This is a genomic window from Corallococcus terminator (genome assembly GCF_003611635.1).
Taxonomy (GTDB): Bacteria; Myxococcota; Myxococcia; order Myxococcales; family Myxococcaceae; genus Corallococcus; species Corallococcus terminator.
In genome coordinates this window covers 1-25385 of record NZ_RAVZ01000124.1, presented here as the reverse complement: position 1 = coordinate 25385, position 25385 = coordinate 1, and the positions used below count along the sequence as shown (strand labels likewise).

The 25385-nt window shown below is 72.1% G+C and carries 16 protein-coding genes; 14 read left to right on the top strand and 2 right to left on the bottom strand.

All coding sequences use genetic code 11. The features are described from left to right. Positions 1-354 precede the first annotated feature (354 nt). The gene (locus tag D7V88_RS18990; protein WP_120542066.1) at positions 355-2835 is read right to left on the bottom strand and encodes a serine/threonine-protein kinase; all 2481 of its coding nucleotides are present in this window, start codon (positions 2833-2835) and stop codon (positions 355-357) included. A gap of 169 nt (positions 2836-3004) precedes the next feature. On the opposite strand from D7V88_RS18990, the gene D7V88_RS18985 reads away from it, so the two are divergent. The 14 genes from D7V88_RS18985 to D7V88_RS18920 all read left to right on the top strand — a co-directional run bounded on the left by D7V88_RS18985 (position 3005) and on the right by D7V88_RS18920 (position 24478). After that, the gene (locus tag D7V88_RS18985) at positions 3005-12547 is read left to right on the top strand and encodes a flagellar hook-length control protein FliK (RefSeq protein ID WP_120542065.1); all 9543 of its coding nucleotides are present in this window, start codon (positions 3005-3007) and stop codon (positions 12545-12547) included. A gap of 13 nt (positions 12548-12560) precedes the next feature. Continuing rightward, entirely contained in the window at positions 12561-13169 is a 609-nt protein-coding gene (locus tag D7V88_RS18980; RefSeq protein WP_120542064.1) for a hypothetical protein, read from the top strand. A 57-nt stretch (positions 13170-13226) separates the two neighbouring features. Beyond that, a complete protein-coding gene (gene queC / locus D7V88_RS18975; RefSeq protein WP_120542063.1) occupies positions 13227-13922 on the top strand; it encodes a 7-cyano-7-deazaguanine synthase QueC in 696 nt (231 codons plus the stop codon). Further along, positions 13922-14575 carry a D-alanyl-D-alanine dipeptidase gene (gene ddpX / locus D7V88_RS18970; RefSeq protein WP_120542062.1) on the top strand — a complete coding sequence of 218 codons (654 nt, stop codon included), beginning with the start codon at positions 13922-13924 and terminating at the stop codon, positions 14573-14575. Before queC ends, ddpX begins: the two co-directional genes overlap by 1 nt. Before the next feature lie 98 nt (positions 14576-14673). Beyond that, positions 14674-15918, top strand: coding sequence for a serine/threonine-protein kinase (locus tag D7V88_RS18965; protein ID WP_120542061.1), 1245 nt, complete (start codon positions 14674-14676; stop codon positions 15916-15918). 74 nt (positions 15919-15992) lie between these two features. Continuing rightward, entirely contained in the window at positions 15993-17633 is a 1641-nt protein-coding gene (locus tag D7V88_RS18960; RefSeq protein WP_120542060.1) for a DUF1800 domain-containing protein, read from the top strand. Continuing rightward, positions 17630-18859 (top strand): DUF1501 domain-containing protein, encoded by a 1230-nt coding sequence (locus tag D7V88_RS18955; RefSeq protein ID WP_120542059.1) that lies wholly within the window; start codon positions 17630-17632, stop codon positions 18857-18859. The genes D7V88_RS18960 and D7V88_RS18955 overlap by 4 nt, the downstream gene beginning before the upstream one ends. A 140-nt stretch (positions 18860-18999) precedes the next feature. Further along, positions 19000-19812 (top strand): alpha/beta hydrolase, encoded by an 813-nt coding sequence (locus D7V88_RS18950; protein WP_244238247.1) that lies wholly within the window; start codon positions 19000-19002, stop codon positions 19810-19812. 118 nt (positions 19813-19930) lie between these two features. Next, the gene (locus D7V88_RS18945) at positions 19931-20560 is read left to right on the top strand and encodes a methylthioribulose 1-phosphate dehydratase (RefSeq protein ID WP_120542057.1); all 630 of its coding nucleotides are present in this window, start codon (positions 19931-19933) and stop codon (positions 20558-20560) included. Further along, positions 20557-21102 (top strand): 1,2-dihydroxy-3-keto-5-methylthiopentene dioxygenase, encoded by a 546-nt coding sequence (locus D7V88_RS18940; protein ID WP_120542056.1) that lies wholly within the window; start codon positions 20557-20559, stop codon positions 21100-21102. The genes D7V88_RS18945 and D7V88_RS18940 overlap by 4 nt, the downstream gene beginning before the upstream one ends. Beyond that, on the top strand, positions 21099-21800 hold the full coding sequence (gene mtnC, locus D7V88_RS18935) for an acireductone synthase (protein WP_120542055.1): 702 nt from the start codon (positions 21099-21101) through the stop codon (positions 21798-21800). Before D7V88_RS18940 ends, mtnC begins: the two co-directional genes overlap by 4 nt. A gap of 42 nt (positions 21801-21842) precedes the next feature. Further along, positions 21843-22727, top strand: a complete 885-nt coding sequence (locus D7V88_RS18930) for an S-methyl-5'-thioadenosine phosphorylase (RefSeq protein ID WP_120542054.1) — start codon at positions 21843-21845, stop codon at positions 22725-22727. A gap of 15 nt (positions 22728-22742) precedes the next feature. Beyond that, entirely contained in the window at positions 22743-23846 is a 1104-nt protein-coding gene (gene mtnA / locus D7V88_RS18925; RefSeq protein ID WP_120542053.1) for an S-methyl-5-thioribose-1-phosphate isomerase, read from the top strand. Further along, positions 23843-24478, top strand: coding sequence for a class II aldolase/adducin family protein (locus tag D7V88_RS18920; RefSeq protein WP_120542052.1), 636 nt, complete (start codon positions 23843-23845; stop codon positions 24476-24478). Before mtnA ends, D7V88_RS18920 begins: the two co-directional genes overlap by 4 nt. Before the next feature lie 15 nt (positions 24479-24493). Here D7V88_RS18920 and D7V88_RS43080 read toward each other — a convergent pair. Next, positions 24494-25385: hypothetical protein (locus tag D7V88_RS43080; RefSeq protein WP_158625110.1), on the bottom strand; the 892-nt coding region annotated here is incomplete at its 5' end.

Sequence of the window (25385 nt, the reverse complement as noted above, 5' to 3'; positions counted from 1 at the left end):
GGGTACAAGGGGCGCAGGGGTTGACGGGCCCGCAAGGGGCTACTGGGCCGCAGGGCCCGCAGGGGTTGACGGGTCCCCAGGGTACGCCGGGGCCAGGTGCGAGGATTATCACAACCACTTTCGGTACTCTCACCAACTACCATCCAGGCTGCACGGCCGCCAGCAAGGAAGGCCTAGTTTGCCATTCAGCAGCACATCGCTACTGTGGGGCGGTGGGCTATGCGACCAGCGTAGGGATTGTGGAGTACTCAGGCGCTACGGCTGTTGTTGGCTGTTTGAAGTAAGGCGCTGAACCAGAAGGTCGCACAGGAAGCCCTGTGCGACCGCCTGGTCTTGGTTTTTCCGCCCAAGGAATTACGGCGCCGCCTGGGTCTTCTTCTTCAGCTCTTCGAGCGCCCGGGTGAACGCCTGCGGATTGCACGCACGCGCCCCAGCGGCAGGCTTCTCACGGGCGGCTTCCGCCACGCGCGTGAGCGTAGGAATCGCAGCCGGATTGCCCAACGCCGCCAACCGGGTGGCCGCCTTCGTGCGCACGCCGCAGTCCGTGGAGTCGAGCGACGACGTGTAGAGCGCCACCAGATCCAGGCCCGCCGTGTCCTGCACCGACTCCAGATAGCGCAACCCGCCCCACTGCTTCATCGACGGCTCACCGCGCGCCAGGGCTTCGAAGTGAGAACGCACCGTGGCCTTCGGCAGGGTCTCCAGCACCCTGCGCACGGAGCGGTCCTGCTCGCCGTTTCCGAAGTCCTCCGCCAGCCCGTCCAGCAGCCCCATCTCCAGGCCGGCCCGGCCTTCCTTGTCCAGGCCCAGCAACAGGGTGTGCTCCTTGTCGTGCGTCCCCTGTGCATGGTTCGCCGCCGCGCGCAGCCGCGTCGTCACGGCCCCCTTCGGCACGTCCGGGCCCTCCAGGACCTGGAGCGCATCCGCCGGCTGGCCGTCCTTCATCAACCCGCGCGCTCGCACCAGGGGATCGCTCGCGTGCACCGACCACGCGACGCCTGCTCCCATCAGCACCAGTGCCGCCACCCCTGCACCCAGCACGCGCGGGCGCTGGCGCAGCATCACCACCCCATCGCGCACCTTCGTGCCCAGGCCGCTCAGCGCTTCCAGCGGTGAGCGCTTCGGGCCGGCGCCCTTGCCGCCCAGTGCCTCTCCGAACGGTGAACCCTCCGCCGCGCGGGTGAGTCGGTAGAGCTGGATCTTCTCTTGTCGGCCGGGCAGGGGAATGGTGCCGCAGGGTTCGGCGGCTGCTTCGGCGCGGTTGCGCACCATGTTCACGGCTTCGGTGAAGGTCACCTCTCCGGCGGCGGCCACATGCTCCACCGCCTTCACGACCTCCATCGGCTCGCCGAGCACCGCGTCGTTCGTCACCAGCACTTCGCCCACGTGCAGGCACACACGGACGTGGAGCTGCTCTTCGGGTTGCACCGTCTGGTTGTGACGCCAGAGCGCCTGCTGCATCGCCATGCCGCAACGGATGGACGAGGAGGGCGCCCGGAACACCGCCAGCAACGCGTCGCCGCGCTTCTGCACCAGCTTCCCGTCGTGCTCGCGCACGATGGGCAACAGCAGCCGGTCATGCGTGTCCAGCATCCGCGCGTTCTCTTCGTGCGTCTGCCGGCTCATGCGTTCGGTGAAGCCCTGGATGTCGGTGAGCAGCACCGTCACGTTCTGGGCCTTCACCACCGCCGCGCCGCCCGTCGTCGCTCCCAGCCCGCCCGTCACCCGGGGCGCCGTCCCGAACGCCGCCGTTCCCGTGCGAGGCACCGCCGGGGGCGCCGTCACCGACGGGGACACCACCTCCGCCTCCGTCACCCCGAACGCCGACGTGCCCGACCCGGGACCGGCCGGCTCCGCGCTCACGCCGAAGGCCGACGTGCCAGAGGGCTCGTTGCGCACCCCGGCCACGCCCAGAGGTGCCGTGCCATGGGAGGGCGTCATGCCCGCGTGGACGATGGGGGTGCCCTGGCTCGGCGTGAACGCCACCAACGCCGCATGGGCCACGCCCAGCGCGTCCGCCAGCTCGTTCGCCGTCTGGAGCCGCTTCGCCGGGTCCTTGTCCAACAGCCGCATCACCAGCGCCAGCAACCCCACGTAGCGCGACAACTGCGGCGCCGCACGGTCCAGGGGCAGCGGCGCGCCCGAGGCATGCTGCGACAGGAAGTGGCGCGGCGACGGCCCGTCGAACGGCAGGCGCCCGGACAACACGCGGTAGGCCAGCACGCCGAAGGAGTACAGGTCGCTGCGCGTGTCCACCTTCGCGCCCACGGCCTGCTCCGGCGACAGGTACTCCGGCGTGCCCAGCACCACGCCCACCTGGCTGAGCGCGCTGTTGGCATCCGGCTCCACCAGCCGCGCGATGCCGAAGTCCAGCAGGCGCGCCTGTTCGCCGCGCACGCTGGGGGAGATGAGGACGTTCTCCGGCTTCAGGTCGCGGTGGATGATCCCCTTGTCGTGGATCGCCGCGAGCCCTTCCGCCAACTGGTGGAGCAGCCCCAGCGCCCGGGGCGCCAGCAGCGGGCCCTGCTGGAGCGCGTCGTGCAGGCTCTGGCCCTCCACGAACTCCATCACCAGGCAGGCGGCGTCCCCGGACTGACCGAAGTCCACGATGCGCACCACGGAGGGGTGCTCCACGGCGGAGAGCAGGCGGGCTTCGCGCTTGAAGCGCTCGGCCATGCCGGGCTGGGCGTGCAGATCGTGGTGCAGGACCTTGATGGCGACCTTGCGGCCCAGGGACACCTGCTCGCCCAGGTACACCTCACCCATGCCCCCGGAACCCAGGGGTCCGAGGACCCGGAAACGACCATCGAGGACCAGGGCGTCGGGGACCAGCACGGCGCGGCATCTTGCACGGCTTCCCCCTGGAGCGCATGACGTTCCTCGCCAGCAGAATCTCCAGGGGAAACGCCTGGGTATCCGTTGCCCCTCCGCCTGCCGAACGAGCGGGGGTTTGTCCAAAATTTCGAGGGCTTAGGGGTCATGGTAGCCTCTCCCCCCTCCGAAGATGGCCACCGATAGCGAGTCCCCCAAGTCCGCCGCCCCCCAGTCGGGCGCCGCCCCCGAGCTTCGCCTGTTGGATCGGCGCGCGTTCGTGGGCTTTCCGGCATTGGAGGTGCAGCCCGGCCTGCGCATCTCCGACTTCGCGCTCCAGATTCCGGACGTCAGCTTCCCGTTCAACGTCAGCGCGGGCGCCACGCGCTACCAGCGCAAGAAGCTGCTCTTCGGCTTCCTGGAGCTGTCCGTCGACGCGGACCTCATCACGCGCAAGGTGGCGGAGCTGGCCGGACGGCTGGCCGGCGTCGAGGACCTCCGCCTGCACTTCCGTCCCGGCTACCTGGAGGGCCAGGGTCGGCTGCCCGCGCCGGAGCGCACGCCGTTCACGTTCAAGGTCGCCTTCGATGCGGATGGGGACCGGCTCGCCGTCTACATCTACGACGTGCGCCTGTATGGCTTCTCCGCCACGCCGTCGGTGCAACTGCCGGGGCTGTTGTCCACGGCGGTAGGCGCGCTGGGGCTCCTGCCGGACGTGGAGGTGCGCGGCGCCACCGGCTTCTCCACCCGCGTGCTGCCCGCCCTGTGCGAGCGCGCCGCGATGAGCCGGGGCTACAAGGTCCCCACGCTCGACACCGCGCGCCTGTCCGCCGCGGAGGTCTCCAGCACCGGCCTGCGGCTGCGCTTCGCCGCCGGTGGACTGCCTCCGCCCGCCGCGCCGGATGAAGAGCTGATGCTGGCGCTCGAAGGGGCTCGGGCCTTCGCGGACGCGGAAGGACTCGTCGCGCAGGGGCGGCTCGCTGAGGCCCGGCAGGCGTACCTCCAGGCCGGGGACGCGCAGGACGCGCATCCTTTCGCGGCGGAGCGATTGCTGGCGTTGCTGGTGGCGGATCCGCAGGCGCACGATCTGGCGCTGGACGTGGCGGCCACGCTGTCGCGCCGTCGCGACCGCAGCCCCGCGGCGCTGTGGGGCGAGGCCGTGGTGCGCGAGCGTCGGGGCGAGGGTGCCCGCGCGGCGGAGCGCTACCTGGCGCTGTGCGCGCTGGCCCGTCGCACGTCGGAAGAGGCCGCCGCGTTCTTCGCCGCCGAGGCCGCGGCCCGTTCGTCCCGCGACACCGCGCCCCAGGTGGCGGTGAAGGCACTGCACGAACTGCTGGGCCTCAAGCCGGACCACCTGCCATCGCTGAAGGCCCTGGCGCGCGCGTCGGATCAGGCTCGGGACCGGGCGGGCGCGGTGCGGGCGTACCGGCGGCTCGCGGCCCTGGCGCGCGACCCGCTGGAGGCGGCGGACGCGCACGTGCATCTGGCGCGGCTGTGCGCGCAGACGGAGGACGATATCGCGGGGGCCCGGCTGCACTGCGAGGCCGCGCTGCGCCTGTCGCCCGACCAGCCGGATGCGCTGCTGCTGTTGGGCGAGCTGTGCCATCGCGGCGGCGAACACCTGCGCGCGTTGAAGGCGCTGGACCGGCTGCGTGAAGTGTCGATGGCGCGCCATGAGCTGGACCGCGTGGGGCAGGCGGATCTGCTCGCGGGCCGGGTGTGGGAAGAGGGACTGAAGCAGCCGGAGAACGCGCTCCTGCGCTACCGCGAGGCGGTGTCGCTCTTGCCCGGTGAGCCCGAGCCGCTGTTCGCCTCCGCTCGCGTGGCCGAAGGTCTGGGGCGGCTCCAGGAGGCCCTGAGCGGCTACCAGCAGGCGCTGGAACTCGCGGGCCCGGCGCCGCGTTCGGAGGGCATCCGTCACGCCGCGCATGCGAGCCACCACGCGCTGGCGCGGCTGTCGCGCACGAAGCTGGGCGACCCGGCTCGGGCGCGTGAGCACCTGGAGTCCGCGCTCGCGTTGGATCCGCGCGACGCGGTGGCGCTGGATGAACTGATTCCGTACTTCCGCGTCACCGGCCGCTCGCAGGAGCTGGCCGAGGCGCTGGAGAAGGCCGCCGCCCTCAAGGAGGAGCCCAAGGCTCGCGCGGCGCTGTGGGCCGAGGCTGGCGAGCTGTACCGGGGCAAGCTCCAGCAGGCGGACAAGGCCGACCGGCTGCTCACGCTCGCGCTGGAGGCGGATGGTGACCACCGTCCCGCGCTGGAGTCGTTGCTCGCGCTGGCCGAGGCCCGTCGCGATGGCGCGCAGCTCACGCGCTGCCTTTCGGCGCTGGCGCGACTGACGCCGGAGCCCAAGGAGCGCGCGCAGAAGTACCGCCGCCTCGCGGTGGCCGCGCGCGACCTCGCGTTCGACCTGGACCTCGCCGTGCACGCGTTGCAGGAGGTGCTGCGCGCGGAGCCGGACGACCTGCCGGCGCTGGGCGAACTGTGCGCCCTCCAGCGCAAGCGCTCCGACATGGCGGGGCTGGCGACCGCGTTGGAAGACCGCGCGCGCGTGGCCGAAGCGCAGGGTGACAAGCGGCTGGCGGCGGCGGCCCTGCGCGAGCTGGCGGGCGTGCTGGAGGCGCGGCTGGGCCGGGTCGGTGACGCGCTGGTGGCGTTGGAGAAGGCGGCGCGGCTGGCCCCGGATGCCGCCGTGCTGCTGGACCTCGCGGACCTGAGCCTGCGCTGCGAGCGCCCCGAACATGCGCGCCGCGCGCTGGAGTCGCTGCTGGCGATGCTGCCGCGCACCGCCGCGCCGGAGAAGCTGGCGGACGTGCGTGCCCGGCTGGGCCGCGCGTGTGAGCTGCTGGGAGACCGCGAGGGCGCCATCGCCGCCTATGCGCAGGCGTTCCCGCTGCGCCGGCTGGACGACGTGCTCGCCACGCGGCTGGAGGCCCTCTACACGGAGGCCGGCGAGACGCAGGCGCTGGCGGAGATGTGGGCTACGCGTGCGCAGGCGCTCGCGGGCGCGGACCGTGCGGAAGAGGCCGCGCCGCTGTTCCTCCAGAGTGCTCGTGCCCTGCTGGAGCGCGGGGAGAAGGCCGCGGCGCTGATGCGTCTGGCCTCCGCGCTGGAGGCGAGCCCCGAGGGCCCGCTGGCCGCCGAAGTGCTGGAGGCGCTGGCCGAGCTGGAGCTGGAGCGCGGTGAGAAGCTGGAAGCGGCTCGGCTGTACGCGCGGCGTGCCTCGCTGGTGCCGGACGCGCGAGCGGGCGCGAAGCTGCTCTTCCGCGCGTCGCTGCTGGCCGCGGGCACGAGCCGCGAAGAGGCCTTCCTCGCGGAGGCCCTGGAGCGCGATGCCACCTTCGCCCCCGCGCGCATCCGCCGGGGCGAGCTGCGGCTGACCACCGATGCCCGCGCCGCGCTGGAGGACTTCGAAGCGGTGCTGGCCCTGCCGCCCGCTGACGTGGATGCCCCGCGCGAGGCGGAGCGTGTCGCCCTCACGCGCAAGGCCGCCACCGCCGCCGTGCGCGGCAACCGCACGGACGCGGCCCGCCGCCTGCTCGCGGAGTTCTGCGCGCGCACGCCGGAGGACCTGGATGCGCGGCTGGAGCTGGCCGCGCTGCACCGCAAGGCCGGCGCGCGCGAGGCCCTGGCGGACCTGCTGGTGGAGCTGTGGCCGCGCCTCGCCGGAGACGCCCGCCGTCAGGCCCGCCGCGAGCTGGCCGAGCTGTGTCTGTCATTGGGCCGTGCGAGCGCGGCGGCGGATTCGCTGCGCAGCCTGCTGGTGGAAGAGCCGCAGGACGCGTGGGCGGCGCAGGCGCTGCTGGAGCTGTTGCCCCCGCCGGGCACGGGCAACGCCGAGGAAGAGTCCGAACGGTTGGAGTTGCTGGGCACGCTGGTGTCGGCCGCGTCGGGTGAGGTTCGCGCCGAGCTGCTCGCGCGCCGGGCTGTGCTGCACCGGAGCGCCGGTCGTGTCGGAGCCGCGCGGGATGACTGCGCCCAGGCCGCGAAGCTGTCGCGCAAGCCCGCGCCGCTGCTCCTGATGCTGGCGGAGCTGGCGCGCGAGGCGGCGGATGCGCCCGCGGAGCTGGATGCCTGGCGCCGCGCCGTGGCGGCCGATGCCAGCCTGGGCGCACGCGCCCGTGAGCGGCTGCTGGCGCTGGCCAGCGTGCTCCTGGAGAAGGACGAGCGCGCCTCCGCCGGAGACGCACTGCGCGCGGCCATCGCGCTGGAGCCGCCCGCCGACGCGCGGTGTGATGCGTTCTTCGCGCTCGCGGAGCTGGCCCGCCGTGACGGCAAGAGCGCCGACGAGGCCGCCGCGCTGGCGGAGGCCGCACGCCAGGGGCCCATCGCCCGCCGCGTGGAAGCACTCCAGCTTCGCGCGACGTTGCTGGAAGGGCAGGGACAGCGCGAGGCCGCCGCGACCGACCTGGAAGCCGCGCTCCTGCTGGCCCCTCGCCACGAGGAGGCGACGCTCGCGTTGCAGCGCGTGCTGCGCGACCTGGAGGACTGGGCGCGGCTCGCGGAGCTGCTGGCCGCCGAAGCCCCGCATGCCTCGCCCGCCGTCGCTGCGGCGCTGTACGCGGAGCTCGCGAGCCTCTACCTCGACCGGTTGGGCCAGTCCGCGCCCGCCGAGGCCGCGCTGCGACAAGCGCTGCGGCTGACCCCGACCGATGCGTCCGTGCGCCGTCGGCTGGTGTCGCTGGTGGCCGGTCGTGGCGAACTGCTGGAAGCCGCCGGACTGCTGGAGGCCGCCGCCGAGGACGCGGAGCCCACCGAGGCCGCATCGCTGCTGCGTGAAGGCGTCACGTACGCACGGCAGGCGCAGGAGCTGGACCGCGCACTGACCCTGGCGCGCAGGGCGCATGCACGGGTGCCCGCGCGGGGCGATGACCTGGCCACGCTGGCGGACCTGCTCTACCTGCGCGGCGCGGTGCGCGAGGCCCTGCCGTTGCAGGAGGCCCTGGCCACGGCGGCGGATTTCCGCGCGGCCCCGGACGCCGCGGAGGCGACGTACCTGCGCCTGGGTGACCTGGCCGAACAGGCGGGTGACGTGAAGCGCGCGGTGGCCGCGTACCGCCACCTGCTCACGGAGCGTCCGCTGAGCGAGCGCGCCGTTGAACGGCTCGCCGCGCTGCTGGAGAAGGATGATCCGCGCGGTGCCTTCGAGGTTCGCGTCGCCCACGCGCGCGTGCTGGCGCCATCCGAGGCCACCGTCACGCGGCTGGTGACGCTGGCGGAGCGCGCTCGCGAGGCGCTGGCGGACGCGGGCATCGCGGCGTCGCTCCTGTCGCACGCGGCGCAGATGGCGAAGGAGCCCCTGCCGCTGCGCCGTCGGCTGGCCGCGCTCTACCGGGAGACGGGTCGCTCGACGGAGCTGCTGGCCGAGTTGCAACCGGTGGCCGCGCTCAGCCTCCAGGCCGGGGACGTGGACGCGGCGCTCGCGGCCTACGACGAGGAGGCCCGGCTCGCGGAGGTGCTGGGCCGTGCGGACGAAGCGCTGCGCTCGCTCGCCAATGCGCGCGACCTGCTCGCCTCCGAGGACCGCCGTCCTGAAGCCGCCGCGTGCGAGCGTCGCCGCGCGGAGCTGCTGCGCGACGTGAAGCTGGACCTGGGCGCCGCGGAGGCCGCGCTGGAGAGCGCCTTCGGCTTCGCCGCGGAGCTGGACACGGCCCGCCTGGGCGCGGCCCTGGCCGAGCGCCGCGATGATGCGGCCGCCGAAGCGCGGTGGTGGGAGCGTGCGCTGCCCCGGCTGACGGGCACGAAGCAGGGCGCGGCGGTGTTGCTGCGGCTCGCGCGCCTGAACCTGGGCGAACTCGCGGACGCACCGAAGGCAGAAGGCTTCCTGCGACAGGCGCTGCGTCAGGACCGCGCACTCGCGGAAGCCGAAGCCCTGCTGGCGGAGCTGCTGGAGCGCGACGGACGGCTCGCGGAACTGGCCGCCTGGTACGAGGAGTGCGCGGAAGCGGAGACGGACATCGAACGTCACGCGGCGCTGCTGTACCGGGCCGCGGTCATCTACCGGGACCGCGCGGGCAAGCCGGAGTCCGCCGCCGCCGCACTCATCGCCGCGCGCGCCGCGAAGCCGGACGACCTGGAGCTCACCGCGCAGGCGGCGGAGCTGCTGCACCAGGTGCGTCGCCCCGCGGACGCCGCCGAATTCGACGCCATCCTCCTGGAGGCGGATCCCTTCCGGGAGCCCGTCTTCACGCGCCACCGCGCCTACCTGGAGGAGACCGAGGAGCGCCAGTCGCTGGCCGAGCTGATGCTCCGCCGCGCCGAGCGCCAGAAGCCCGCCGAGGCCGCGATCAGCTACCTCGCCGCCGCGAGCGCCTTCCGTGAGGGCGGCGCCCGCGAGCGCGCCATCCTGTGCGAGGACCGCGCGTTCGAACTGGACGCCAGCAACGCCGAAGCCTTCCACCACGTGCGCGAGCGCGCGGCCGGAGACGTGCGCCGGCTGGCGGACCTCCTGGGCCAGCGCGCCGAGGCCGTGTCGCCCTCGGAAGCGCTGCCCCTGTTGCGCGAGCGGGCCCAGCGCCTGTTGGACGCGGGCGAAGCCCTCAAGGCCGCCGAGGCCTTCGACGACTACCTGGGCCGCGCGGGGGGCGACGTGGAGGCCCTCTGCGCTCGCGCCGAACTCGCCGCGCAAGGGGGTGGCCCCGCCGCCGCGCAGCCCTACGACCGCCGGGTCCTCGCGCTGGGCGGGGACACGCTGCCGGTGCCGGTGCTCGTGCGCACGTGGCTGCGCTTGGGGCATGCCTCGCTCGCGTCGGGTGCCTTCCACGACGCGGCGGATGCCTTCGAGGCCGTGGTGTCGCTGGAGCCGGAGGGCACGCGCGGCGGTGAGGCGCTGTCGCTGCTCGCCGAGGTGCATTCGCGCACGGGCAACGGACCGGGCCTGTACCGGGCGTCGTTGCAGTTGGCGCGTCGTGCCCAGGACACCGCGACGGAGGAAGTGCTGCTGCGCCGCGCGGCGGATCTCTTCGATGATCCGCGTGACGCCATCGACGCGCTGGTGCCCCTGGCCCGGCTGCGTCCCGCCGACGCGAGCGTCATCGACCGCGCGGTGGTGGGACTGCGCGCCCTGGGCCGCCACGGCGACCTGCTGGGCATCTACGAAGTGGGCGCGGAGGCCGCGGGAGGTGCGCGCGCCGCGGAACTGCTGCTCGCCGCCGCGTCCGTGGCGAACGACTCGTTGTCGGACGCGGACGCCGCCTGGGCCCTCACGCAGCGCGCGGCGGAAGCGGATCCGGAGAACCCGGCTGCACTGCGTGCGCTGGTGGAAGGACTGCGCGCGCGCAAGTCGGCGGAGGCGCTGCTCGCCGCGCTGGAGCGACTGGTCCCCCGCACGGATGACGCGGACGAGGCCGCCGTGCTCCGGCTGGAAATCGCGACGCTCGCGCGCGACGCCGGTCGCGAGGACGCCGCGCGCGACGCGCTCGAAGCGGTGGTGTCGCGCGGTCCCTCCGGTGCCGGCTACGCCGACGCGCTCGAAGCGCTGGAGCCGCTGCTGGGGGAGGCCCATGCGCGCCGTGCCGAAGTGCGCGTGGCCCGCGCCGAGCTGGTGTCGGGCGAACTCCGGGTGTCGCTGCTGGTGGCCGCCGCCCGGGCCTTCGAGAAGGCAGGCCTGCTGGAAGAAGCGCTGAAGGCCGCCAAGGCCGCCGTCGCCACCGAACCGGACCTGCGCGCCGCGCTGCTGGTCGCGCACCTGTACCGCGCTTCCGGAGACGCGCCCCGCGCGGCCCGTGCGCTGTTGCAGGCCGCGCGCCTCGCCGCGCCCGAGGAGCGACCGCCGCTGCTGCTGGAGGCCGCGGGCCTCTGGGAGAAGGCCGGCGACATGGGCGAGGCGCTGGAGGTCATCGAGCGCATCGCCACCGACGCGCCGGACATGCTGTCCCCGGCGGAGCTGGCCGAACGCTTCGCCCGCCTGGGCGCCTTCGCGCGCGCCCTGGACGTGGGCTTCGAGCCCGCCATGGTCGCGGGCGAATACACCGACGCGCTGGCCATGGCCGCGCAGGCGGGAGATGTCCCCCGCACGCGCGTGGCCCTCTGGGCCCTGGTCGCGATGCCGGACGCGGATCCATCCCACGCGGCGGCCCTCGCGGACGGGCTGCGCGAGGACTCCGAATGGGAGGGCCTGCTGGAGCTGGCCGCCCTGTCCTTCGAGCGCGACGCGGCCTTCGCCGTGGCCCTGCGCGACGAGGTGCTGCGCGCCCGTCCGGCCCCGGTGGTCGCGCGCCTCCGGGCCCTGGAGGAGCTGGGCGCGGATCCAGGCCTCGCCACGCGGCTGCTGCTGCTCCTGCCCGAACTGGGCCTGGAGCCCGAGCCCCTGGCCGAAGCGGTGCTCGCCCGCGTGCGCGCGCTGCCGGAGCCCGCGCGGCTGGAGTCGCTGGCCTTCGCCGCGGACGGCTGGCCCGCGCGCCGTGACGAGTTGCTGCGCGAGCGGTACGCGCTGGAGCTGAAGCTCGAACACCTGGAGTCCGCGGAGCGCACGCTGGCGCTCATCGCGCAGGGCACCGCCGACGTGAAGGCGCGCGCGCTCTTGCACCTGGAGCGCGGTGAGCTGTTGCAGGGCCCCCTGGCGCAGCCCGCCGAGGCCCGCGAGGCCTTCGAGGAGGCCCTCGCCGACGACGCGGAGAGCCTCGCCGCCGTGCAGGCGCTGCTCGCGCTGGTGGACGAGGCGCGCGAGTCCACGGTGTTCCTGGCCCTGGCGGACACGCTCGCGAAGCTCTCCGGCCCCGACGCGTGGACGCCGTACCGCGAACGGCTGGCGGATGCCTACGAAGCGCAGCAGCGCTACGCCGAAGCCGCCACGCAGCTCGAACAGCTCCCGGACACGGACGAGCGGCTCGCCCGCCGCGTGCGCTTCGCTGAAGCCCGGGGCCTCGTGGGCGAAGCGCTGCGGCTGCGCGAGCGCCTCACGCACGAGCCCGCGGAGCTGGAAGTCATCCTGCGCGGCTACCTGGACGCCCAGCTCGTGGGCCCCGCCGTGCGCCTCACCGAACGGCTCGCGGACGGAAACCACCTCACGCCCGGCCTCACGCGGTGGGTGACCGAACGCCTGTCCCCGTCCCCGGACGGCGCCGCGCTCGCGGTGCGCTTCTGGCCGGCGCTGCTGCGCGAGAAGTGGCCGGACGTGGACGGCTGGACGCTGTACGCGGAGGCGCTGCGCGCCCTGGGCCGCGCGGAGGCCGCCGAGCGCACGGATGGCATTGGCGCCGCGCTCGTCTCCAGCGACGCCCCCGCGCCGCGCGCTCCCGTGGCCGTGCTGGCCCGGCCCGCGCAGGACTTCCAGCACCCGGAGCCGGAAGGCCGCGTGCCGGTGACGGGTGAAAGCCTGTCGCGCCTGTATGTCGCGCTGAAGCCGGTGCTCGCCTCGCTGGGCGCGGAGCACGTGCGCCTGTCCGTGGACCCCAAGGGCGGCGTGGAGGCGTACCTCACGTCACCGGACGCGCTGGTGCTGGGCGCGGGCGCGCTGGGGTGCTTCGGCGCGGTGGAGCTGGGCTGGCTGTGCGCGCTGGCGCTGGCGCTGGGTGACGCGGGCGTGCAGCTCACGCGTCCCGGCACGGTGCTGGCGTGGGAGTCGGCGGCGGTGGCGGCCTGGCGCGCGATGCCAGCGTCGCTGGCGGCGGGCCGCGTGCTGGCCCAGTTGGATACGGCCTCGCGCGGCGGCGACCCGATGGGGGTGGAGGTGGGCGAAGTGCTTGCCCGCAGTGAGGCCTTCCACCAATTGGCCCTGGCGTCGCTGGACGTCTAACCTCGGGGACGACATGCACCTGAAGCGACTCGCGCTGGCGCTCTTTCCCGCAGCGGCCCTGGCCGTCGCGGTGGGCTGTTTCACCGACCCCGTGTACCCGGGCAACCAGGTGCTGGGCTCGTTCCGCTTCCAGGCGAAGCTGGACGCGGCGCGCACCACCTGTGACGCGGGCTCGCGGGAGTTCGCGCAACTGGACGACGCGGGCTCGTTCTATTTCGAGGGCACCTTCTCGCGAGACACCGACGCGGGCACGGGCTTCCTCACGGTGCTGGGCTTCACGCGGGATGCCGGCTACACGGGCCAGAGCGTCAACTCCACCCACCGTGCCACCGCGCCCCGCGCGTCGTGCGGCACCGGCTGCGAGGACTCCGAAATCGAGGAGAACCTCAACGTCATCCTCCTGAGCGACAGCCAGGCGCGCAACGTGGCGCGCGACTGCGCACGCCTGGACGGCGGCGTCCCCGAAGGCACCATCCCCGCCCCCACGGAGAACGGCTACGACGTGTCGCTCGCGTGCGGCACGCTCACCGACATCTTCCTGCCGGGCAAGGGGGCGAGCTGCAATTGCAAGCCGGCCACCTGCACCACCGTGTACACGGTGCGAGGCGACCGACAGGACTGAAACACCCGGGGCCCGGCCCCGTCGTGTAACGTGCGCCGCCCCGAAGTGGAGGATGGAATGGCGAAGCGTGCGGTGGTGCTCCTGTCCGGCGGACTGGATTCGACGACCTGTCTGGCGATGGCGAAGGCGGACGGCTTCGAGCCGGTGTGCCTGTCCATCGCCTACGGCCAGCGCCACGCGGTGGAGCTGGATCGCGCGCGCAAGGTCGCCCAGGCCATGGGCGTGCGCGACGTGCGCGTGGTGACGGTGGACCTGCGGCAGGTGGGAGGCTCGGCCCTCACGGACGACATCCCGGTGCCCAAGGACCGCTCGGACGAGGACATGTCCCACGACGTCCCCGTCACCTATGTGCCCGCGCGCAACGCGCTGTTCCTCTCCCTGGCGCTGGGGCTCGCGGAGGTCGTCGGCGCGACGGACCTCTACATCGGCGTCAACGCGGTGGACTACAGCGGCTATCCCGACTGCCGCCCGGAGTTCATCCGCTCCTTCGAAACGATGGCCCAACTGGCCACCAAGGCGGGCGTGGAGGGCGCGCGCTTCCAGGTGCACGCGCCGCTCTCCGGCCTCACCAAGGCGCAGATCATCCAGGCCGGCGTGAAGCTGGGCGTGGACTACGGGATGACCCACTCCTGCTACGACCCGGACGCCCAGGGCCGCGCGTGTGGCCGTTGCGACAGTTGCCTGCTGCGCTCCAAGGGCTTCCAGGAAGCCGGCGTGCCCGACCCCACCACCTACGTGGACGGGGTGCGCTGATGCGCGCGACGACGCGGCTCGCGCTGACCCTGGCGTTGTTTGGAAGCGCGCCGGCCCTGGCGGAGGACGCGAAGCCGAAGCCCGCGCCCAAGGCGACGCCGAAGGTGGAGCTGGTGGACGCCGCCACCGTCATCCCGGACCTCATCCTGGACCTGCGCTACGCGACGAAGGACAACTTCCTCAAGCGGCAGGTGTACCCGGACGGGGCGCGGTGTCTGTTGCTGCCGGACTCGGTGAGTCGCCTGAAGAAGGCCGCAGACGTGCTGCGCCCCCAGGGCTACCGGCTGAAGGTCTACGACTGCTACCGGCCGCGCGCGGTGCAGTACGAGATGTGGAAGATATTGCCCAAGCCGGGCTACGTGGCGAACCCCGCCAAGGGCTCCAATCACAACCGGGGCGGCGCGGTGGACCTGACGCTGGCCACGGTGGACGGGGGCGAGGTGGAGATGCCCACCCCCTTCGACGACTTCACCCCCAAGGCGCACCACGGCTACATGGGCGGCACGCCCGCCTCGCGTGAGCACCGGGAGGTCCTCCGGGCGGCCATGGAGGGCGTGGGTTTCCAGCGCAACAAGATGGAGTGGTGGCATTACGACCTGCCCGGCGCTACGAAATTGCCGGTGCTGGACGTGCCCTTTACGCCGACGAACTGACGCTCGGCCGGCTGCCAGCCCAGTGGTTTCGCGCGGTTGCGTCAGGGACTGCGCGTAGGTGGGCGCGCGCACGGTGTGCCTGCTATTCCTGGCGTCCCATGAGGCAAACGCTTTCGGCTGGCCTGGAAAACACGCTCATCACTCCGCCCTCGCAGTCGGAGCTGGCGCCCACGCTCATGCCGGGGTCCGCTTCGACCAGCCGGCGCAACACCGTGCTGCCCCGGGTGCAGTGGACGGGCCAGCAGCCCAGCGTGGTGCCCCTGCAACGCGAGCGCTTCGAGGAAGTGCGTCCGCTGGGGCAGGGCGGCATGGGCGAAGTGGTGCTGATGCGCGACCACGACATCGAACGGGAGGTGGCGCTCAAGCGGCTGCCCCAGGGCGCGGAGCTGGACCGCGTGCTGCGCTTCGTGGAGGAGATCCGCACCGTCGGCACGCTGGACCATCCGAACATCGTGCCGGTGCACGACGTGGGCGTGGATGAGCAGGGCCGCTACTTCTTCATGATGAAGCACCTGCAGGGCGAGACGCTGGAGTCCATCATCGCCCGCCTGCGCAGCTCCGACCTGCACGCGCTCGTGCGCTATCCGTTCCCGGTGCGGGTGCAGATCTTCCGGGGCGTGCTGCACGCGCTGTCGTACGCGCACGGCAAGGGCTTCATCCACCGCGACCTGAAGCCCGCGAACATCATGGTGGGGCCCTTCGGTGAGGTGACGGTCCTGGACTGGGGGCTCGCGCGCAAGGTGGGTGCGCCCACGCCGCCGCGTCTCCCGGAAGGCGCCACGAGCGCGTCGACGGAAATCGCCCCTGCGCGCCCGCTGCACACGGAGCTGGGCTCCGTGGTGGGTACGCCCCTGTACATGTCCCCGGAGCAGGCGCGCGGCGAGCACGACACGATGGACGCGCGCAGCGACATCTACAGCCTGTCGGTGCTCTTCCACGAACTGCTCGGGCTGACGCACTACCTGGACGGACTCCAGTCAGTGACGGACATCATGAAGGGCGTGCAGACGCGCTCACTGGGAATGTCCAGCATGCACGTCAACAGCGCCCAGGGCCCGGTGCCCGCGGAGCTGCTGTGGTTCGTGGCGAAGGGCATGAAGAAGGACCCCCAGGAGCGCTACGCCTCCGTGGATGAGATGCTGCTGGAGCTGGATGCCGCGATGGACGGACGCAGCGGGGTGCACTGCCAGCGCACGCTCCTGAAGAAGACCTTCCACCACGGCCTGCGCGCGGCGGACCGCAACCCCAAGGCCATCCTGATGGCCGGAGTGGTGGGCGCGGGGCTGGTGATCGCCTCCGCGGTCCATCTGGGCATGTCGTTCTTCGCGACGATGATGCACTGACGTCCGGCGGTTTCCACGGGCGCCCCCGAAACGCGCGGTAACTTTTCGCCGCGCCCCGGGTTCCCATCACCACCATGCGCGCCCTCCCTGTCTGGCCCCTGGTGGCCTTGTGCCTGTCGTGTGCGTCCCGGTCGCAGGTCGCGGCACGTGAGGCGCCACCCGCCGCCCCTTTCGACGAAGCGCGCGCGGTGCACGTGCTGCAACGGCTGGCCTACGGCCCGTCGGCCCGGGACCTCGCGGAGGTGAAGCGGCTGGGCGTGGACGGGTGGGTGGAGGCCCAGCTCCAGCCCGCGCCGAAAGCCGCGTTGCCGCCGGGACTCGAAGCGAAGCTCCAAGCCTTCCCCACGCTGGGCATGTCCATGCAGCAGCTCGTGGAGGACTACCCACGGCCGCCCCAGGAGATGCCTCGCGAGGAGAAGCGTGAGCGGGGCCCGTCGCGCGTCGTCTTCGAGCGCTCCTCGGCGCGGGTGCTGCGCGCGGTGGAGAGTCCCCGCCAGTTGGAGGAGGTGCTGGTGGACTTCTGGTTCAACCACTTCAACGTCTCCGAGGACAAGGGCGTGGTGAAGTGGATGGCCACGGCCTACGAGCGCGACGCCATCCGTCCGCACGTCTTCGGCACCTTCCGCGAACTGCTGGGCGCGACGGCGCACCACCCGGCGATGCTCTTCTACCTCGACAACTGGCGCAGCACGCGCGAGGGCCTGAGCCAGGAGGAGCTGCGCCACCCGAAGCGCTTCCGCCGCCAGCAGGCCGCCGCGCCCGCGCCGATGATGGACGACGGCGCGGAGGACGAGGAGGCGAAGCCGAAGCTGGGCCTCAACGAGAACTACGCGCGCGAGCTGCTGGAGCTGCACACGCTGGGCGTGGACGGCGGCTACACGCAGGACGACGTGCGCGAGGTGGCGCGTTGCTTCACCGGCTGGACCGTCCGCAAGCCGCGCAAGGAGCCGGACTTCCTCTTCCGCCCGGTGGCGCACGACGCGGAAGCGAAGGTGGTGCTGGGACAGGCCATCCCCTCGGGTGGAGGTGAGAAGGACGGGGAGCGGGTGTTGGACCTGCTGGCGAACCACCCGTCCACCGCGCGCCACGTGGCGCTCAAGCTGGCGCGGCGCTTCGTCGCGGACGCGCCGCCGCCGGAGCTGGTGGACCGCGTGGCGGAGGTGTTCCTCGAATCGAAGGGGGACCTGCGCAAGGTGTACCGCGCGCTGTTCCAGTCGCCGGAGTTCCAGTCACCCCAGACCTACGCGGCGAAGGTGAAGACCCCGTTCGAATACGTGGTGTCCGCGCTGCGGGCGACGGACGCGCAGGTGGAGGTGACGCCCAGGCTGCTGCGCCATCTGGCATTGATGGGCGAGCCGCTCTACCGCGCACCCGCGCCCACGGGCTTCCCGGAGGTGGCCGGGCCGTGGGTGAACAGCGGCGCGTTGGTGGCGCGGCTCAACTTCGGTCTGGACCTGGTGGGCGGCCGGCTGCCCGGAGCGCGGGTGTCATGGGACGCGTTCGCGCCCAAGCAGGCGCCCTCCGCGGTGGAGTGGGTGGACGGGCTGGGCCGGGCGCTGTTGGGAGCGAAGCCGTCGGAGGAGACGCGCGCGACCATCCTTGCCGCGTTGGCGGAGAAGCGGGAGGCCGCGAGCGCCGTGGACGAAGCGCCTCCCGTGGATGTGGCCCTCATCGCCGGGTTGCTGCTCGGCTCGCCGGAGTTCCAGAAACAATGACCGCGAACCTCTCCCGCCGACGGTTGCTCCAGGCACTGGGCTTCACGGGCGCGGGCCTCGTGCTGGCTCCGTCCTTCCTCTCCCGGGCCCTGGCCGCGAGTCCCACCGAACCCGCACGCCGCGCGCTCGTGACCGTCTTCCTGCGAGGCGGCGCGGATGGTCTGTCATTGGTGCCCCCCGTGGAGGACGACGCCTATCAACGCGCGAGGCCCACGCTGGCGCTCAAGTCCCAGGGCGACCATGCCGCGCTCAAGCTCCAGGGTGTGTTCGGCCTGCACCCGGCGCTGGGCGCGCTGATGCCGCTGTGGGAGCAGGGGAGGTTGGCGGTGCTCCCCGGCGTGGGGCTGCCCGTCGCGCCACGCTCGCACTTCGACGCGCAGGACTTCCTGGAGTCCGGCACGCCGGGCCGCAAATCGACGGCGGATGGCTGGCTCAACCGGGCGCTGGAGGACGCGAACGCGGACGCACCGCTGCGCGCGGTGGCGTTGCAGCCCACGTTGCCGCGAGCGCTGTATGGGAATTCCGGCGCGCTGGCGATGGGGAGACTGGGAGACTTCCGGCTGCGCCAGGGCGGTGACGCGCGCCAGGGCTTCTCCGCGCTCTACGCCGGGGCGGTGGACCGGGCGCTCAAGGGCGCGGGCGCGGACGCATTCGAAGCGATGTCTCGATTGGACGGCGCGCGGCTGGCGAAGCTGCCCGTGTCGCCAGGGGTGACATACCCGGGGACGCCGTTGGCGCGCAGGCTCCAGGACATCGCGCGGCTGCTCAAGGGAGACGTGGGGCTGGAGGTGGCGGCGACGGAGATGGGCGGCTGGGACACGCACGTCGCGCAGGGCGTGGCGCAGGGGGCCTTCGCGAAGCGCTGTGACGAACTGGGCGGCGCGCTGGCGGCGTTCGCGGCGGACCTGGGCCCCAGGCTGGACGCGGTGACGGTGCTGGTGATGACGGAGTTCGGCCGCACGGTGAAGGAGAATGGCAACCAGGGCACGGACCATGGCGTGGGCGGAGCAATGCTCGCGCTGGGCGGCGGCGTGAAGGGAGGCCGGGTCCACGGGCGCTTCGAAGCGCTCACGGCCGACCACCTGCAGGACGGCCGGGATGTTCCGTCATGGACGGATGTGCGCGCTCCGCTGGCCGAGGCCCTGCGCGTGTGCCGTCCCGGTGTGGACCTGTCGAAGGTGTTCCCGGGCTACACGGAGGGCACCCCGCTGGGGATGTTCACGTGAGTAGGGGACCGTCGCGCCTTCCCCGTGGGCTCCACTGCCTGCCCTCGGTCTCCAGGCAGGGGACATGCTCGCGGGCCCGACGGTGGAGCAAGCGCGCGGTAGGTCCCCTCAACGTTCCACCGATGTGATGGACTGGAGGCGTGCAACGCTTCCGCCGACTGCTCATGGCCTTCGTCTTCATCACAGGCATGCTGTACTTCGCGCTGTGCGCGCTGACCTTCGCCGCGCAGCGTTCGCTCATCTACCCCGCGCCGCGCTCCGAACCGGAGGCGCTCCGGGGCCGTCCCGGCTTCGGCCAGGTGCCGCTGGCGGCGGGGCTGAGCGTGGACACGTTCTACCTGCCCGCGCCGCCGGGGGCGCCCACGGTGCTGCACTTCCACGGCAACGGTGAGCAGCTGCTGGGACAGCGGGGGCTGGGCCAGCTGCTCGGGGACGCGGGCGTGGGGTTCCTCGCGGTGGAGTACCCGGGCTACGGCGCGTCGGGGGGCAGTCCCTCGGAGGCCGGCCTGTACGCGGCGGCGGAGGCCGCGCTCCAGTTCCTGCGCGAGCAGGGCGTGAAGCCGGAGCAGGTGGTGCTGAGTGGCCGCAGCCTGGGGACCGGCGTGGCGGTGGAGATGGCGCGGCGCGGATACGGCGCCCGCATGGTGCTGGTGGCGCCGTACACGTCCATGGTGGCCATGGGCCAGCGCCTGCTGCCCTTCCTGCCAGCGACGCTGCTGGTGCGCGACCGCTTCGAATCCCTGACCAAGGCCCCTGGCATCACCATCCCGGTGCTGGTCATCCACGGTGAACAGGACGAGGTCGTCCCGGTGGACATGGGTCGCACGCTGGGTCAGCGCTTCCCGCACGCCACGGTGGTGACGGTGCCGCGCGCGGGCCACAACGACGTGCTGGAGCAGGACGGCCTGAAGGAGTTCGCGAGGCTGGCCACGTTCGCGCTCGACGGCACCTGAACCTGTTCGCTGTCCCCCGGAGCCTTCAGGTCCCTCGTCGCGTTCCTTCGCGCCCGCCGGTTATGCTCCGCGTCCGCAGCGCGATGATTCATCGCGCCCTGGTTCCCCCGAGGGATGGATGAGCGTCAGCCCGGCCCCCGCCACCCCCCTGTCCGAAGCCGCCCGTGAAATCGTGGAGGTGGGCCGCTTCCTGAGCGTGCGCAACTTCGTGCCCGCGACCAGCGGCAACTTCTCCCGCCGGCTGGACGCCCGCACGGCCGCCGTCACCCGCTCCGGCGTGGACAAGGGTGAACTGGTGGAGGAGGACGTGCTGGTGGCGGACCTCCACGCGCCGCCGCCGAAGGGCGCGTCGGCGGAAACGCCGCTGCACCTGCAACTGTATCGCGACAGGCCGGACGCCCAGGCGGTGCTGCACACGCACTCCGTGGTGTCCGCGCTGCTGTCGAACCTGCGGCAGTCCGAAGGCGAGCTGGTGCTCCAGGACTTCGAACTGCTCAAGGCGCTGGGGGACACCCGCACGCACGAGGCGGCGGTGTCGATTCCCATCCTCCCCAACGACCAGGACATTCCCCGGCTCGCCAGTCAGGTGACGGCGATGCTGGCGAAGCGGCCGGAGCTGGTCGCGTATCTCATCGCCGGCCACGGGTTGTACACCTGGGGGCGGAGCATGGCCGAGGCGCGCCGCCACGTGGTGGCGCTGGAGCACCTGCTGACGTACGAACTCGAGAAGATGAAGGTGCGGCGATGAGCCACCTGACGGTCTACAAAGAGCATCATCCCGCCGAGCCGCTGGGCGTCTTCACGGAGCCCGAGGACATCGGCCGGGAGCTGGCCCCCCTTGGCGTGCGCTTCGAGCGCGTGGACGCCTCCATCGCGCTGCCGGACGGCGCGGGCCAGGACGAGGTGCTCGCGGCCTACCAGCACGTGGTGGACGCGGAGAAAAAGGCCCACGGGTACAACACCGTGGACGTGGTGCGCATCCAGCCGGACGCGCACAACGTGGAGCAGGCTCGCCAGAAGTTCCTCTCCGAACACACCCACGCGGAGGACGAGTCGCGCATCATGGTGGAGGGTAGCGGCTGCTTCTACCTGCACGCACAGGACAAGGTCTTCCAGGTGGTGTGCACCCGGGGCGACCTCATCCGCGTGCCGGAAGGCCTGAAGCACTGGTTCGACATGGGGCCCGCGCCGCGGTTCGCCGCCATCCGGTTCTTCATCCGGCCGGACGGCTGGGTGGGCCACTTCACCGGCGAGACCATCGCCGAGCGCTTCCCGAAGTACGCGCCATGAGCGGCCCCGTCGCCATCGTCACCGACGTCGAGGGCACCACCAGCTCCGTCGCCTTTGTGAGGGACGTGCTCTTCCCCTTCGCCCGGAAGCACCTGGCGGAGTACGTCGCGCTGCACGGCCAGCAGTCCACCGTGCGCCAGTGTCTGTCCGACGCCCGCACGCTCGCCGGGGAGCCCGGGCTGGACGACGTGGGCACGGTCGCGCTGCTCCAGCGCTGGCTGCGCGAGGACCGCAAGGCCACGCCCCTCAAGACGCTCCAGGGGCTCATCTGGGCGGAGGGCTACTCCCGCGGTGAACTGAAGGGCCACGTGTACGCGGACGCAGCCCGGGAGCTGCGCGCGTGGCATGGGCGGGGCCTGCGTCTGTATGTCTATTCCTCTGGCAGCGTGGCAGCGCAGAAGCTCCTCTTCGGTTACAGCATCGAGGGAGACCTGACGCCGCTGCTCTCCGGCCACTTCGACACCACCACCGGGCCCAAGCTGGAGGCCGCGTCGTACACGAAGATTGCCCAGGCGCTGGCGCTGTCGCCAGGGGACATCCTGTTCCTGTCGGACAGCGTGGCGGAGCTGGACGCCGCCAGGCAGGCGGGGCTGCGCACGGCGTGCCTGGACCGGGGCGAGGTGGCCGTTCCCCAGGGGCACGGGCACCCGACGTTTCCTGACTTCACGTCGCTCGATTCGTTCGTGTGCGTGTCCTGAGTAGGTTTGAGCCGTCCCTTCCTGGAGCCGGAGTCCGCACCCATGTCGAGTTCCAACAAGCCCGTGCTGGGCATCATCGGCGGCAGCGGCCTGTATCAGATTGACGGCCTGACGGACGTGACGTGGCGCCGGGTGGCGTCGCCCTTCGGGGAGACGTCGGACGAGTTCTGCTTCGGGCGCATTGGCGACCAGCCCGTGGTGTTCCTTCCGCGCCACGGAAGGGGGCACCGGATTCCGCCGTCGGAGCTGAACTTCCGCGCGAACATCGACGCGCTCAAGCGCAGCGGCGTGACGGACATCCTGTCCATCTCCGCGGTGGGCAGCCTGCGCGAGGACCTGAAGCCGGGCACCTTCGTGGTGGTGGACCAGTTCGTGGACCGCACCTTCGCGCGCGTGAAGAGCTTCTTCTCCACGGGGCTGGTGGCGCACGTGTCCATGGCGAAGCCCACGTGCGCGCGCCTGGGCGACGCGGTGATGACGGCGTGCGAGGGATTGGACATCCAGGCCGTGCGCGGCGGCACGTACCTGGTGATGGAAGGGCCGCAGTTCTCCACGCTGGCGGAGAGCCAGTTGTACCGGCAGTGGGGCTGCGACGTGATTGGCATGACGAACATGCCGGAGGCCAAGCTCGCTCGGGAGGCGGAGATTTGTTACGCGAGCGTGTCCATGGTCACGGACTTCGACTGCTGGCATCCGGACCACGACGCGGTGACGGTGGACCAGGTGGTGGCGGTGCTCCTGGGCAACGCGGGCAAGGCGCGCGGGCTGGTGAAGAACATCGCGGCGCTCGTGGGGCGCCATGAAGGTCCCTGCGCCCGGGGCTGCCAGACGGCATTGGACCACGCCATCATGACCTCGCCGGACGTGCGCGACCCGGCCCTCGTGGAGAAGCTCTCCGCGGTGGCGGGCCGTGTCCTGAAGCGCTGAAAGGAAGACACGGCGATGAAAGTCCAAGGCGAGCCAACGCGCTCCATCTGGGTCGAAACCGACGGTTGGACCGTGGGCATCATCGACCAGACGCGCCTGCCGCACGCATTCGTGAAGGTGAAGCTCTCCACGGCGCAAGAGGCCGCCGATGCCATCCGAGGCATGGTGGTGCGGGGTGCGCCGCTGATTGGCGCCACGGCGGCGTACGGCGTGTGTCTGGCGATGCGGGAGGACGCATCGGACGCGGGGCTGGAGCATGCGCTGTCGCTGCTGCGGGAGACGCGGCCCACGGCGGTGAACCTGCACTGGGCGCTGGAGGGGATGCGCCGGGTGCTGACGCCGCTCAAGCCGTCGGAGCGGTTGGCCGAGGCGTACCGGCACGCGGCGGCGCTGTGCGACGAGGACGTGGCCTGCAACCGGGCCATTGGCGGGCACGCGCTGAAGCTGTTCCAGGACGCGTGGGACCGCAAGGGCCGCAAGGGTCGGCTGAACGTGCTCACGCACTGCAACGCGGGGTGGCTCGCGACGGTGGACTGGGGCACGGCGCTGTCACCGATGTACCTGGCGCACGACGCGGGCATGCCGCTGCACGTCTGGGTGGATGAGACGCGGCCGCGCAACCAGGGCGCGCTCTTGACGGCGTGGGAGCTGGGGCAGCACGGCGTTCCGCACACGGTCATCGCGGACAACGTGGGCGGCCACCTGATGCAGCACGGGCAGGTGGACCTGTGCATCGTGGGCACGGACCGCACGACGGCGCACGGCGACGTGGCGAACAAGATTGGCACGTACCTGAAGGCGCTGGCGGCGAAGGACAACGGCGTGCCGTTCTATGTGGCGCTGCCGTCGCCCACGGTGGACTGGACGATTCACGATGGCGTGAGGCAGATCCCCATCGAGCAGCGCGAAGGCACGGAGCTCAGCGACGTGACGGGACGGCTGCCGTCCGGTGAGGTCGCCACGGTGCGCATCACGCCGCAAGGGAGTCTGGCCGCGAACTACGCGTTCGACGTGACGCCCGCGCGGCTCGTCACGGCGCTCATCACCGAACGGGGCGTGTGCGCGGCATCAGAGGAAGGGCTGCTGTCGCTCTTCCCGGAGCGGAGGCCGGCGAAGTGAGCGGGCACGGTGCACTGCGCGAAGCGATGGTGGCCACCTGCCGGCGGATGAACACGTCGGGCCTGAACCAGGGCACGTCGGGCAACCTGAGCCAGCGGGTGGAGGGCGGCTTCCTGCTCACACCGTCCGGGATGAACTACGAGACGATGACGCCGGAGGACCTGGTGTTCATGCGCTTCGACGGCACGCACGTGGGTGCGCGCAAGCCTTCGTCGGAGTGGCAGTTGCACCGGGACCTCCTGGTGGCGCGTCCGGAGGTGGGTGCGGTGCTGCACACGCACAGCATGTTCAGCACGACGCTGGCGTGTCTGCGCCGGGGCATCCCGGCGTTCCACTACATGGTCTCCGCGGCGGGAGGCACGGACGTGCGGTGCGCGGAGTACGCGACCTTCGGCACGCCGGAACTGGCGAGGCACATGATGAAGGCGCTGGAGGGCCGCAAGGCGTGCCTGCTCGCGAACCACGGTCTGGTGGCGGCGGGTGTGGATTTGCCTGCGGCCTACAAGCTGGCGGTGGAGGTGGAGACGCTGGCGGCCATGTACCTGCGCGCGCTCCAGGTGGGCGAGCCCGTCATCCTGGACGACGCGGAGATGGCGCGTGTGTTCGAACAGTTCCGGGGCTACGGGCAGTAGGCGGAAGCCCGCGGACTACGCCGGCGGATAGAGGTCCTTGAGGATCTCCGAGCGGCCCGGGTACTGCAATTCGAACTGGGCGAGTGCCTTGGGTCCGCCATCGAGCGCCCGCATGTATTCGGACCAGGCTTCGGCGAAGTCCTCGGTGTAGTTGCCGGACTTCTCGAAGCTGCCCTCGGTGTAGTCATTGAGGTGGTTCCCATCGGCGGCGGCGGCTTCCGCCCAACCGTCGGGGATGGGCGGGGGCTCGCCCTTCAGTCTTTCGATGACGCCGGACAGGACGCTGTCATTGGCATTCTCGACCTGCCGGCCGATGAGGTGGCCCATCTCGTGGTGGAAGATGTCCGCCGTCACGTGGGTCGCGTTGTCATAGAAGGTGATGTGTCCATCGCCCGCCGTCGCGGCCGCCCCATCCGGCCCCTTCTCCCCACGCACGGAGACACTCTCGAGCGCACCGCGAAGGTCCTCCGGCGTCTCGCTGTACGCGTCGATGATCTGCGCGAGGACGGCCTCGTGGTCGACCTGGGCGCCCTTCGCGATGCTCACGTTGAACGTGTCGTCTCCGACCGTGACGGAGTAGATGGCGCCGCCGAGCAGGGGCGTGGCGATGCGCTCGACGGACACCTGCTCCGTCTTCCCGTCGGTGTTGGTGAAGGGGACCGGTCCACCGGTGGACAGGGCCTTGTCGACCGCCGCGCGCCGGGGGTTGAGATGCTCCAGGCCGTCGAACTTCAGCTTCGGGGCCGCACCCGCGGAGGGCTTCGCCAGGAAGGGCTCGAACGTGCTGTCCTTCGCGAGTGACCGGAGCACCGTGTTCTGGGCGCGGCCGGTGGGCGCCGCCGAGAACGTGTCGACGCGAGGCTTGCTGGAGGCCTTCGGTGCCGGGGCGGGAGATGCGGCGGGGGTG